General features: G+C 70.3%; 9 protein-coding genes. 6 read left to right on the top strand and 3 right to left on the bottom strand.

Annotated features, from left to right (window positions below; all coding sequences use genetic code 11):
* Nucleotides 1–138: 138 nt before the first annotated feature.
* The 5 genes from DEJ47_RS32870 to DEJ47_RS32850 all read left to right on the top strand — a co-directional run bounded on the left by DEJ47_RS32870 (nt 139) and on the right by DEJ47_RS32850 (nt 8,620).
* A complete protein-coding gene (locus DEJ47_RS32870) occupies nt 139–1,782 on the top strand; it encodes an ABC-F family ATP-binding cassette domain-containing protein (protein WP_150174493.1) in 1,644 nt (547 codons plus the stop codon).
* A gap of 10 nt (nt 1,783–1,792) precedes the next feature.
* Nucleotides 1,793–4,123, top strand: coding sequence for an ATP-binding cassette domain-containing protein (locus DEJ47_RS32865; protein WP_150174491.1), 2,331 nt, complete (start codon nt 1,793–1,795; stop codon nt 4,121–4,123).
* A gap of 41 nt (nt 4,124–4,164) precedes the next feature.
* Nucleotides 4,165–4,941 carry a dimethylargininase gene (ddaH, locus tag DEJ47_RS32860; protein ID WP_150174488.1) on the top strand — a complete coding sequence of 259 codons (777 nt, stop codon included), beginning with the start codon at nt 4,165–4,167 and terminating at the stop codon, nt 4,939–4,941.
* 162 nt (nt 4,942–5,103) lie between these two features.
* A complete protein-coding gene (locus DEJ47_RS32855; protein WP_150174486.1) occupies nt 5,104–6,075 on the top strand; it encodes an acyl-ACP desaturase in 972 nt (323 codons plus the stop codon).
* Nucleotides 6,076–6,139: 64 nt separating this feature from the next.
* Nucleotides 6,140–8,620, top strand: coding sequence for a hypothetical protein (locus tag DEJ47_RS32850; protein ID WP_150174482.1), 2,481 nt, complete (start codon nt 6,140–6,142; stop codon nt 8,618–8,620).
* An 81-nt stretch (nt 8,621–8,701) separates the two neighbouring features.
* Here the strand turns inward: DEJ47_RS32850 and DEJ47_RS32845 are convergent, their stop codons facing one another.
* Entirely contained in the window at nt 8,702–8,950 is a 249-nt protein-coding gene (locus DEJ47_RS32845) for a WhiB family transcriptional regulator (RefSeq protein WP_150174479.1), read from the bottom strand.
* A gap of 209 nt (nt 8,951–9,159) precedes the next feature.
* Nucleotides 9,160–9,954 carry a VOC family protein gene (locus DEJ47_RS32840; RefSeq protein WP_150174477.1) on the bottom strand — a complete coding sequence of 265 codons (795 nt, stop codon included), beginning with the start codon at nt 9,952–9,954 and terminating at the stop codon, nt 9,160–9,162.
* Nucleotides 9,955–10,177: 223 nt separating this feature from the next.
* Here DEJ47_RS32840 and DEJ47_RS32835 point away from each other — a divergent pair, with 223 nt between their 5' ends.
* Nucleotides 10,178–11,425 carry a glycoside hydrolase family 64 protein gene (locus DEJ47_RS32835; protein ID WP_150174474.1) on the top strand — a complete coding sequence of 416 codons (1,248 nt, stop codon included), beginning with the start codon at nt 10,178–10,180 and terminating at the stop codon, nt 11,423–11,425.
* Between the two features lie 38 nt (nt 11,426–11,463).
* Here the strand turns inward: DEJ47_RS32835 and DEJ47_RS32830 are convergent, their stop codons facing one another.
* Nucleotides 11,464–12,525 carry a LacI family DNA-binding transcriptional regulator gene (locus DEJ47_RS32830; RefSeq protein ID WP_150174472.1) on the bottom strand — a complete coding sequence of 354 codons (1,062 nt, stop codon included), beginning with the start codon at nt 12,523–12,525 and terminating at the stop codon, nt 11,464–11,466.
* Nucleotides 12,526–12,612 lie beyond the last annotated feature (87 nt).

The raw sequence follows: 12,612 nt of genomic DNA, 5'->3' as shown, positions 1-12,612 counted from the left end.
CCGTGTGCGACCTCGGCATAACGAGCCGTCCCGTCCCCCGGCACAGGCCTTTTCTCGTTCTCCGGCCTTCCCTTCGCCGCGGTGTCTCGAACGCGTTGCCCCTGACCGCGCTTCACACCACGCAACCGCGAGGCCCGTATGTCTACTCACCCCACCTCCATCAGCTGTACGTCGCTCTCCTTCGGCTGGCCCGACGGCACCGGCGTCTTCGACGGCCTCCAGGTCTCCTTCGGGCCCGGCAGGACCGGGCTCATCGGCGTCAACGGGTCAGGAAAGTCGACCCTGTTGAAGCTCGTCGCGGGCGAGCTGACGCCCACCGAGGGCGCGGTGCGTGTCGCCGGGGACGTCGGGTACCTGCCGCAGAACGTCACCCTGGACACCGGCCTGCGCGTCGACGAGGTGCTCGGCATCGCCGCGACCCGCGCCGCGCTGCACGCCATCGAGGCGGGTGACGTGCGCGAGGAGCACTTCACCGCGGTCGGCGACGACTGGGACGTCGAGGAGCGCGCCGTCGCCACCCTCGACCAGCTGGGGCTCGGCCACGTCGGTCTCGACCGCACCACGGGCGAGGTGTCGGGCGGCGAGTCGGTGCTGCTGCGTCTGGCGGCGCTGCTGCTGCGCCGTCCCGACGTACTGCTCCTCGACGAGCCGACCAACAACCTCGACCTGTACGCCCGTCGGCGCCTGTACGCGGCCGTCGAGGCATGGCCGGGCGTCCTGGTCGTCGTCAGCCACGACCGTGAACTCCTGGACCTGGTCGACCAGATCGCCGATCTCCGTGACGGGGAGGTGAGTTGGTACGGGGGCAACTTCAGCGCGTACGAGGAAGCCCTCGCCGTGGAGCAGGAGGCGGCCGAGCGCATGGTGCGCGTCGCCGAGACCGACCTGCGCAAGCAGAAGAGGGAACTGGCGGACGCGCAGGTCAAGTTGGCCCGCCGCAAGCGGTACGGCCAGAAGATGTGGGACCAGAAGCGGGAGCCCAAGATCATCATGGGTGCCCGCAAGCGCGCGGCGCAGGAGTCGGCGGGCAAGCACCGCATCCTGCACGAGGAGCGGCTCGCCGAGGCGAAGGAGCGTCTCGACGACGCCGTCGAAGCGGTGCGGGACGACGACGAGATCCGCGTCGACCTTCCCCACACCCTGGTCCACCCGGGGCGCACCGTGCTCACCCTGAGCAACCTCGAACTGCGCTACGGCGCCCGCGTGAAGGGCGAGTTCGAACTGCGCGGGCCAGAACGGATCGCGCTGATCGGCCGGAACGGCGCGGGCAAGACAACGCTCCTGCGCACCATCGCGAAGCAGCTCGAACCGGTGTCCGGAGAGGCGCTGACCCATGTACCGACGCGTTTCCTGCCGCAGCGGCTCGACGTGCTCGACGGCGAGCTGACCGTCGCCGAGAACGTGGCGGCGTACGCTCCCGACGCGACCAACAACCGGGTCAGGGCGCGACTGGCCCGCTTCCTGTTCAAGGGCGCCAAGGCCGATCAGCGGGCGGCGACCCTGTCGGGCGGCGAGCGGTTCCGCGCGGCGCTGGCGGCGCTGCTGCTCGCGGAGCCCGCGCCGCAGCTCCTGATGCTCGACGAGCCGACGAACAACCTGGACATGGCGAGCGTGAAGCAGCTGTCGACGGCCCTGGAGTCGTACGAGGGCGCGCTGATCGTGGCCGGCCACGACCTGCCGTTCCTGGAGTCCATCGGCATCACGCGCTGGCTGCTCCTCGACGGAGAACTCAAGGAGATCACTCAGGAAAAGAAGACAGAAGCTGTCGGGTATTCCGCCTAGCTTCGGGTGCATGGACCAGAACCACAAGGACACCCCCCTGGACACGCACCGTCACATCGCCATCGACGGCGCCCGCGAGAACAACCTCAAGGAGGTCAGCCTCCGCATCCCCAAGGGCAGGCTGACCGTTTTCACGGGCGTGTCGGGGTCGGGGAAGTCGTCGGTCGTCTTCGACACGATCGCGGTGGAGTCGCAGCGGCAGCTGAACGAGACGTTCACCTGGTTCGTCCGCAACCGGCTGCCGAAGTACGAGCGGCCGCACGCGGACGCCATCGAGGAGCTCTCCCCCGCGATCGTCGTCGACCAGAAGCCGATCGGCGGCCACTCCCGCTCCACCGTCGGCACGATGACGGACATCTACTCCGTGATCCGCGTGCTGTTCTCCCGGCACGGCACGCCGAGCGCGGGTCCGGCCACGGCGTACTCGTTCAACGACCCGACGGGCATGTGCACGGAGTGCGACGGGCTCGGGCGTACGGTAAGGCCGGACTACGACCGCATCCTCGACCCGGCCAGGTCCCTGGCGGACGGCGCGATCCGCTTCCCGCCGTTCGCCGTGGGCACCTGGCAGGGCCAGACGTACACGAACACGCCCGACCTGGACACGCACAAGCCGGTCGGCGAATTCACCGCCGCTGAACGGCGGTTCCTGCTGCGGGGCGGGGGCGGACGCGCGACGAGGAAGGTGAACGTCGACAACACGGGCGGCGCGCGCGACATCGACTACGAAGGGCTCGCCGACCGCTTCGAGCGGCTCTACCTCAACCGCGACCTGTCCGCGCTCTCCCAGCGGACCCGCGACATGGTGCAGGGGTTCCTGAACGAGGGGCCCTGTCCGGCCTGCCACGGGGCCCGCCTCAACCCGGCGGCACTCGCCACCCGCGTCAACGGCCTGGGCATCGCCGACTGCACCCGGATGGAGGTCACCGACCTGATCGGCGAGCTGGGACGTGTCGACGATCCGGTGGCGGGGCCGATCGCGGCTGCCGCCGTGGCGGCACTGGAGCGGATCGAGGCGATCGGCCTCGGCTATCTCAGCCTGGACCGTGAGACGTCGACACTCTCCGGGGGCGAGGGACAGCGCCTCAAGATGGTGCGCCATCTCGGGTCCAGCCTCACCGGCATGACATACATCTTCGACGAGCCGAGCGTCGGCCTGCACCCGCGTGACGTGGGGCGCCTCAATGACCTCCTGCTGCGGCTGCGCGACAAGGGCAACACCGTCCTGGTCGCCGAGCACGATCCCGACGTGATCTCGATCGCCGACCACGTCGTCGACATGGGCCCGGCGGCCGGGACCGGAGGCGGCCTGGTCGTCTTCGAGGGCACACCGGAGGAGCTGCGCCGGGCCGACACCCTCACCGGCCGCCACCTGCGGCGCGCCACCGGCATCAAGAAGCACCCGCGCGAGGCCGTCGGCGGCCACTGGGTCAAGAACGCGGATCTGCACAACCTCAAGAACGTGAGCGTGCGGGTGCCCACCGGGATCCTCACGGCCGTCACCGGCGTCGCGGGTTCCGGCAAGAGCACCCTGGTGTCGAAGGCCTACACCGACGCGTATCCGGACGCCGTCGTCGTGGACCAGTCGTCCATCGGCATCTCCGGCCGCTCCACCCCGGCGACGTACCTCGGGATCATGGACACGGTGCGCAAGCTGTTCGCGCGCGAGACCGGCGCGAAGGCGAGCCTGTTCAGCTTCAACTCGCAGGGCGCGTGCGAGCGTTGCCAGGGGCGCGGGGTCATCTACAGCGATTTGGCGTTCATGGACCCGGTGACCACGACGTGCGAGGTGTGCGAAGGGCGCCGCTTCAAGGAGGAGGTGCTGCGGCTCACCGTCGGCGGCCGGTCCGTCGTGGACGTACTGGAGATGACCGCCGAGCAGGCCCTGGACTTCTTCGCGCGCCTCGACGACACGTCGGTACGCCGTCGGCTGGAAGCACTGCGGGACGTGGGCCTGACCTACCTCACGCTCGGGCAGCCCCTGAGCACCCTCTCCGGCGGTGAGCGCCAACGCATCAAGCTGGCCACCCAGTTGCACCGCACAGGCACGACCTACGTCCTGGACGAGCCCACCACCGGACTCCACATGGCGGACATCGACGGGCTGCTCGCCCTCCTCGACCGGCTCGTCGACGCCGGAAACACCGTGATCGTCGTCGAGCACAACCTCGACGTCGTCAAGCACGCGGACTGGGTGATCGACCTCGGTCCCGACGGCGGCAAGCACGGCGGGCAGGTCGTCTTCGAGGGGACACCGGAGCAACTGCTGCGGACCGAGGGCTCGTTCACGGCGGAGCACTTGCGAGGCGCTCTGGGCGGGGGCGGGCGGCGCGCTGCATGATGTTGCGGCCACCCAGCGTGCCCGCGTGAGGAGAGCCGCCCGTGCCCAGCAAGAAGGCCCTGATCCGCCGCCCGAGCCCGCGCCTCGCGGAGGGCCTGGTCACCCACCTGCAACGCACCCCGGTCGACGCGCGCCTCGCGCTGCGGCAGTGGGAGGCGTACGTCGAGGCGCTGGACGCGCACGGCTGGGAGACCTTCGAGGTGGAGCCGGCGGACGCGTGCCCCGACTCGGTGTTCGTGGAGGACGCGGTCGTCGTCTTCCGGAACGTGGCCCTGATCGCCCGGTCCGGCGCCCGCTCCCGGCGGGGCGAGACGACGGGCGTCGAGGAGGCGGTGGGCAGGCTCGGGTGCTCGGTCAACTGGGTGTGGGAGCCGGGCACGCTGGAGGGCGGTGACGTGCTCAAGATCGGCGACACCCTGTACGTCGGGCGGGGCGGCAGGACGAACGCCGAGGGGGTACGGCAGCTGCGGGCCGTCTTCGAGCCGCTGGGGGCGCGGGTCGTCTCGGTGCCCGTGGCCAAGGTCCTGCATCTGAAGTCCGCCGTGACGGCGCTGCCCGACGGGACGGTCATCGGGTACGAGCCGCTCGTCGACAGCCCCTCGCTCTTCCCGCGCCTCCTGCCCGTACCGGAGGAGGCCGGCGCGCACGTGGTGCTGCTCGGCGGCTCACATCTGCTCATGGCGGCGAGCGCGCCCCGCAGCGCCGAGCTGTTCGCCGATCTCGGATTCGACCCGGTTCCGGTGGACATCAGCGAATTCGAGAAGCTCGAAGGGTGTGTGACGTGCCTCTCAGTCCGACTCCGTGACCTGTACGCCTGACCAGTGGTGAGGCCTGCGAGGCGGCGGGTGCGGCTGGGGGGCGGGCTCACCGCCTCTTTACGGAGGGTTTAACCTACGGAAACGTAACCTACGAAACCGTAGGTAGTGCACCGCTCGCACCGCCCATGGAACCCTCTGTACTCCCGTCCCCCTGGAGCCCTCGTGACGATCACCTCTCCCCATCTCGGCAGCGCGGACAGCTGGACCGACGCCCGGCTGCTCTACGCGCTGGAGGAAGTGGTCGAGCAGGAACTCAATCGCCACCTCAAGGTGGCCAAGGACTGGATGCCCCACGAGTACGTCCCGTTCTCGGACGCCCGGAACTTCCCCGGCTTCTTCGAGGACGGCGAGGCGTGGGGGAAAGGCCAGTCCCCCGTCACCGACATCGGCCGCATCGCCCTGGTGGTCAACCTGCTCACCGAGGACAACCTCCCCAGCTACCACCACGAGATCGCCTCCCTCTTCGGCCGTGACGGCGCCTGGGGCACCTGGGTGCACCGCTGGACCGCCGAGGAGGGCCGGCACGGCATCGTGATGCGCGACTACCTCCTCGCCTCGCGCGCCGTCGACCCGGACCAGCTGGAGCAGTTCCGGATGGCGCACATGAGCGAGGGCTTCGAGTCGGACAACCGCCACTCGATGCTGCACTCCGTCGCGTACGTCGCCTTCCAGGAGCTCGCGACCCGCATCTCGCACCGCAACACCGGCCACCAGTCGGGCGACCCGGTCTGCGACCGCATGCTGGCACGCATCGCCACGGACGAGAACCTGCACATGGTCTTCTACCGCAACCTCCTGAAGGCCGCCTTCGAGCTCGCGCCCGACCTCACCATGCAGGCGGTGCGCGACGTGGTCGTCAACTTCCGCATGCCGGGCCACGGCATGCCGGGCTTCGAGCGCGCCGCCGCGCAGATGGCCATCGGCGAGGTCTACAACATGCGCATCCACCATGACGACGTGCTGCAGCCCGTGCTGCGCTTCCTGAAGGTCCTGGAGATCGACGGACTCGGCCCCGAGGGCCTCAAGGCGCAGGAGGAGCTGGGCTTCTTCATGAGCGGGCTCGACGCGGAGGCGTCGAAGTTCGACGAGAAGCTGGCCGCGCGCAAGGCACGGATGGCGGCGCGGGGCGCCTGACCACCCGCCCCGGTGGATTTACGACCGCCCCACTCGGTGCGACGGTGGGCCAGGGGGTGAACCCATGGCGCAGATGGCGCAGACCCATGAGTGGATGTTCTACGAGGTCATGTGGCGCAGCTGGGCGGGACGGGCGAACGTGCCCTGTCCCGTGCCGTGGTGGGCGCAACAGGCCTTCCGGCGCTGGAGCGACGACTTCGACTCGGGAACGTACGAGACGAAACAAGCCGCCCTGGCCTCCAATGCCCTGTACCGCTACTGGCACATGGTGGGCGTGAAGGACCACCGTCAGGAGTCACTGATCGGTCAGGCCGGTGAGATCGAGCCGGTCTACGACAAGTACTGCTTGTTCTTCTTCCTCCACGACCCTGCGACGGGCGCCCTGCACCTGCCGCAGCTGCCCGGCGACGGCACGGTGTCGCAGCGCATGGAGGCACCGCACCTGCCGGTCGTCCTCACGGACTTCCGCGCTCCGGACGGCGTCGAGTTCGTGCAGCGCACCTTCGCGACGCCCGTCGGCGCGCGGCAGCGCGATCTCGTGGTGACCCGCGTGACGGTGGGCACCGCGACCGGGCAGCCGCGCGAGGGCCGGCTGTGCGCGGCGGTGATGCCCGCGGGCCCGAGCGGCTTCCAGCGGCACGACCGCAACGGGCGGCAGATCACCGACCGGAGGCTGACGTTCCTGCGGTATCTGCCGGTGGAGAACCGGGTGGAGACGAACAGCGGCTGGGGTCCGGTGTTCGACACCGTGCCCGAGCAGTACGGCGTGTACGGCAACCCGGACTTCAGTGCAGACCCGGCCTCCTATCTGACGCACAGCCCGTTCCACGACCTGGTCAACGGCGGCAAGCTGAACGGCGCCGGGCAGGCTCAGGACCAGGTCGCGGGGTTGTGCAGCGCGGCGTTCGCGTGGCCGTTCCGGGTCGTCGACGACGAGGTGTTCGAGCTGGACGTGCGGCTGCCCGTCGACCTGTACAGCGGGGCGAACGACCTCGCGGAGATCAGGTCCGTGCCGGCCGGTGAGCTGGAGGAGGCCAACCGGGCGTTCTGGACGACGAAGCTCCTGGGACAGGGCCTGCAGCCCGAACTCCCCCAGCCCGTCGCGCACTTGACGGACCTGTTCCGCCAGTCGCGGTCGCAGCTGCTCATCCTCTCCGACCACGGGGAGATCCACCCCGGCCCCACCGTGTACGACTCGTTCTGGATCCGCGACTCGTCCGTGGAGGCCACGGCCTGCTCGCTGGTGGGCGACGGCGCGCTCGCCGAACACCAGCTGGGCACGCACTACCCGTTGAAGTTCAACCGCGGCACGGGCCGGATCGGGCCGTGCGCCGAGTACGGCTTCTACGGCGGTCCGCACGAACGGGACGACCGCGAGTGGGACAGCAACGGGCAGGCGCTCTGGGCCATCGGCCGCTTCGACCGCACGAAGGGCCGCGCCGCCGCGTTCGGCGCGAAGCTCTACACGCCGTACGTGATCGACGGCGCCCGCTGGCTGCGGGACAACCGCGACCAGTACGGACTGCTGCACAGCGGCTGGAGCGCCGAACACCTCGGCGAGCGCGACAAGCCGCACTACTGGGACGACCTGTGGGCGCTCGCCGGTCTGTACGAGGCGGCGCGCCTCGCGGAGCGCATCGGCTCGCCGGACGTGCCCGAACTGTGGGCGGCCTTCGACGACGTGAAGCGGGCCACGGCGGCATCGGTGCGCTGGGTCCTCGCGGAGCAGCGCAGGCGCGGTGCCTGGGAGACGTTCATCCCGACCGGTCCCGGCGACGTCGGCAGGCTCGACTCGACGATGATCGGCACGGCGGCGTTCTTCCACCCGCTGCGGCTGCACATGGGCAGCAAGCTCGGCACCGACATCGACGCGGCGGCACGCTTCACGCTCGACACCATGTACGCCCACTTCGTGCGGGGCGGCTACCGGCACGAGGCGGCGTGGAACGCCTACGGCCCCTACCTCACCACGCAGTTGGCGCACGCCTGCCTGCTCGCGGGTGACCCGGCGCGGGCGGACGCGCTGCTCGGCTGGATCGTGGGGGCCGCGTTCCCGCGGGCCGAGGAGCGGGCGGTCGCACTCGGTGCCTGGAACGAGCAGCACGCCTTCACGATCGCGTCGGACTTCCACGAAGTGCCCTCCCGGCACTGGTACATGGGTGACATCCCACACGGCTGGGCCGCCGCGGAATACCTGCTCCTGATCCGCGACATCCTGCTGTTCGAGGCGGACGAGGACCACGATCCGCACATGTACATCGCGCCCGGCGTACGTCCGCACTGGGTGCCGGACGGGCAGACGGTGGCCGTCGAGTCCGCGCCGACGCTGTTCGGTGAGCCCTTCGGCTACCGGCTCACGCACGACGGGGGCCGCCGGACGGTGACGGTGGAGGTGACCGAGGCTCCGGAGCGGGTGCGGTACGTCTATCCGTGCCGGTTCGGACAGGTGCGGTCGGTGGCGGCCGACGGGCGGCAGCTGCCCGTCTCCGGCGACGACGTGCGGGTCCCCGCGGGGACGCGTCGGTTCGTGGTGACCTACGCCTGACAGGCCGCGAACCCGCGGGCTCCCTGATCATCAGGGGCCCGCGGGTTCGGGGTCATCGCCGTACCGGCGCGTAGCGGTCTTTCAGGCGCGGGTCTCGCGTCTGAGGGCGTACCGCTCCTTCTCGGAGAGGCCACCCCAGACGCCGAACCGCTCGTCGTTGTTCAGTGCGTACTCCAGGCAGGCCGTGCGCATGTCGCACATCCGGCAGATGTCCTTCGCCTCGCGCACCGAGCTACCGGGCTCGGGGAAGAAGAACTCGGCTCCGGTCTGGGCGCACAGAGCCTGCTCCTGCCAGGCGAGTTCGGGCTCGGCTGTCATCTCGATCTGCATGGCACCGATGCTGCCCCACCGCGCGAAACAACCGATCAACGAACGATCAACGACCGCCTGACCGGCCTCTCGGCGGCTGTGCCCGGCGAACACCCCGGTGAGGGCTGCCCAGCCACGGGCATCACGAAACGGCGCTTCGGCACCCGGTTCCGGCCCGCTGGGCCATGGAACCGAGCACCGAAGGCCGTGCCCCCGACCTCGCGCCGGGCCTACCGCCCCTGCTCCCCGGGCGGCGACGGCTGCAGCACCGCGAACTTCGCCCCCGCCGGGTCCGCGAGCTTCGCGAAGCGCCCCACGCCCTCCATCGAGACGGGCTCCATGCGCACCGCGCCGCCGCCTTCCCGGGCCCTGGCAACCGCGGCGTCGCAGTCGTCCACCTGGAAGTACGGCAGCCAGTACGCCCCGGTCTCGGAGGGATCGCTCGCCAGCGGCACGATGCCGCCGAACATGTCGTCCGCCGAGCCGTCCGCCGGGTGCACCATCGTGTACGACCCGCCGGGGAAGGCCGCCTCGGTGGTCTGCCAGCCGAACACGGCGCCGTAGAACGCGGTGGCCGCGGCGACGTCCGGGGTGTACAGCTCGGTCCAGAGGAGACCGCCCGGTTCGTTCAGGACATCGAGGCCCTTGAGCTCGCCCTGCTGCCACACGGAGAACGGAACGCCCGCGGCGTCGACGAGGCCCGCCATGCGGCCGAGGTCGAGGATGTCCACGGCCTCGAAGAGCGTGCTGCCACCCGCCTGTTCGACCGCTTTCACCGTCGCGTCGACGTCCGGCGTGCGGAAGTAGAGCGTCCAGGCCGGTGCGGCCTCGTCGCCCGATATGGCCATCGCGCCCGCGGCGGTGCGGCCCGAGAGCTGGTACTGGCTGTAGCCGCCGACGTCCGCGGCTCCCTGCTGGAGCTCCCAGCCGAACAGCTCGCGGTAGAACCCGCTGACGCTGCCGAGGTCAGGAGCACACATGTCCACCCAGACGGGTGCACCTGTCATGAAACGGTTATTGAGCATGATCGACTCCTTTGTCGGATCTCTCTCCCGCACTCAGAAGTCTGGCACCCGCCACTGACAATCGTCCCGCCGGAGCCGGCCGGCGCCCTCACCACGTCATTTGATGAACGAAAAACATTTGTGAGAGCGCTCTCAGTCACAACTCTTGACGCCGCAATCGCCCGTCGGGACAGTGGTGCCCCCCACACCGCATCCCCCCACGCAACCGCGCAGGAGACCTTCCGTGATATCGCGTCGAACGTTCCTGACCACCGCAGCCGGCGCCGCGGGCGCCCTCACCTACCCCGCCTGGGGCAGCGCCCTGAGCCCCGGCGCCCAGGCGGGCACGGCGGGCGGCAGGGCCGCGCCCGCCACCTGCGAGCTGGCCCTCGCGAACAAGTCGCTCCCCGGCCAGGTGCGCGCCTACGTCACAGGGCACGAGCAGGGCACCGGCCGCTGGGTGCTGCTCAAGCCGGACGGCGGCGTCTACCGTCCCGAGTCGCCCTCGGCCCCGCAGACCCCGCTGCCGGTCGACTGCGCCATCCCGCTCAGTGCAGCCGGGTCCGCGCCCAAGGTCCTGACCCTGCCTCAGATGTTCGGCGCCCGCGTCTACTTCGTGCGCGACGACAAGCTGGACTTCTTCCTCAACCCGGGCCCCGCCCTGGTCGAGCCCGCCTTCGCGACCCGCGCGGACCCCAACTACGGCCGCACGTGGTCGTTCTGCGAGTTCACCTTCAACCCGCAGCAGTTGTACGCCAACATCAGCTACGTCGACCTGGTGACCGCGCTGCCCATCGGCCTGACCCTGGAGGGCGACGGCAGGCACACCGTCGCCCCGCTGCCCGACGGCGCCGTCGACAGGATCGCGGCGGACCTGACGGCGCAGGCGGGCAAGGACGGACAGCCCTGGGACAAGCTGGTCATCCGTGGTGACGACGGTGGTGTCCTGCGCGTCATCTCACCGCAGAACCTCATGGCGCCGTACTTCGACCGCCCGGGCCAGATGCCGTTCCGCGACGTGTGGAACAGCTACATCGACAAGGTGTGGGACAAGTACCGCGGCACGGATCTCCGGATCGATCTGCAGGGCGGACGCGGCGTGTTCACCGGCCGGGTGAACGGCGACGTCCTGACGTTCAACGGCGGCCACTCCTTCCCCAAGCCGACCTCCAAGGACATCTTCACCTGCAACCACGGCCCGTTCGCCAACAACCCGAATGACCCCGACGACAAGAAGGGCCTGCTGGCCCGGCTCGCGGCAGGATTCAACCGCAGCATCATGCTCACCCACCCCCAGCAGCCGAACGGCACGAGCACGGCGGACTACTATCGGGACCCGGTGACCAACCACTGGTCACGCGTGGTGCACGCCAACTCCCCCATCGGGTACGCCTTCCCGTACGACGACGTACGCCCCGACGGGCAGCCGGACGTGTCGGGCGCGGCACACGACGGCAATCCGCGACGATTCACGGTGAGCGTGGGTTCGTAGATCCCGACACGCCCTTCGCGACTTTTCCGCAAGACCCCTTACGCGGAGGCGCGGCGCACCAGGGACGTCGGCAGGACCACACCGGCGGGCCCGGCGCCGCTCTCCGCCTCCCCCTCCGCACCGGTCCCGCGCTCCTGACCTGCCCTCCCCTGGAGCAGCATTCCTGCCATCAACCGCCCCATCTCCTCGATGTCCTGACGGACCGTGGTGAGGGGCGGTTCGGTCTGCTCGGCGACCGGGAGCATGTCGTCGAAGCCGACCACCGCCACGTCGTCGGGCACCCTGCGGCCCCGCTCACGGAGCACCCGGAGGGCGCCGGACGCGGTCAGGTCGTTGGCCGCGAAAACGGCGTCCAACTGGGGCGTACGGTCGAGGAGTTCCCGCATCGCGCGCTCCCCGCCCGCCGGGGTGAAGTCGCCCTCGGCGATCAGTGCGGGGTCGACGTCGGGCAGCGCGTCGCGGTACCCGTCGAGCCGGTCGACCGCGGAGGTCTGGTCGAGGGCACCGGTGATGTGCGCGATACGGCGCCGCCCGAGACCGACCAGGTGTCGCACCGCGTCCCGCGCCCCGCCCCGGTTGTCGCAGTCGACGTAGGGCGCGTCCGGCCCGCCGCCCTCCGCCTGGGGCCAGCCGGGGCGCCCGCCGAAGACCGTCGGGACCCCGGCGCGGCGGATGATGCCGGGCAGCGGGTCGTCCAGGTGCAGCGAGAAGACGAGCGCGCCGTCGACGTGCCCGCCCGCGAGGTACCGCCCGACCCGCTCGTGATCGTCCCGCCCCTCGGTGAGCAGCAGCACGAGCTGAATGTCGTGCGCCGTCAACTCCTTGCTGATGCCGCGCAGTTGCAGCGCGAAGAACGGGTCGGCGAAGACCCGCGTCTCGGGCTCGGCGATCACCACGGCGACCGCGTCGTGGCGCCGCGTGACGAGGCTCCGGGCGGCCCGGTTGGGCACGTACCCGAGCTCGTCGACGACCCGCCGCACCTTCTCCGCGAGCACCTCCCGCACCCCCGGGTCCCCGTTGACGACGCGCGAGACGGTGGCCCTGGACACCCCGGCACGAGCGGCCACGGCCTCCAGAGTGGGACGCGGTTCCTCGGTCACCTTCGGTCACTCCTCCCTGACGATGTCAGGAGGCATCTTTCCGTATGGGTGGCCGGAGATGCGCGTGGAGGGTTCGGGGAGGATTCG

The organism is Streptomyces venezuelae, from assembly GCF_008642355.1.
Classification (GTDB): domain Bacteria; phylum Actinomycetota; class Actinomycetes; order Streptomycetales; family Streptomycetaceae; genus Streptomyces; species Streptomyces venezuelae_B.
This window is presented reverse-complemented; position numbering and strand designations above follow the sequence as displayed.

Bases quoted from the DNA above. Each gene is read 5' to 3' on its own strand.
- DEJ47_RS32850 (WP_150174482.1), top strand. From the start codon at position 6,140: ATGGCGCAGATGGCGCAGACCCATGAGTGGATGTTCTACGAGGTCATG.
- DEJ47_RS32865 (WP_150174491.1), top strand. From the start codon at position 1,793: ATGGACCAGAACCACAAGGACACCCCCCTGGACACGCACCGTCACATC.
- DEJ47_RS32870 (WP_150174493.1), top strand. From the start codon at position 139: ATGTCTACTCACCCCACCTCCATCAGCTGTACGTCGCTCTCCTTCGGC.
- DEJ47_RS32845 (WP_150174479.1), bottom strand. From the start codon at position 8,950: ATGCAGATCGAGATGACAGCCGAGCCCGAACTCGCCTGGCAGGAGCAG.
- DEJ47_RS32840 (WP_150174477.1), bottom strand. From the start codon at position 9,954: ATGCTCAATAACCGTTTCATGACAGGTGCACCCGTCTGGGTGGACATG.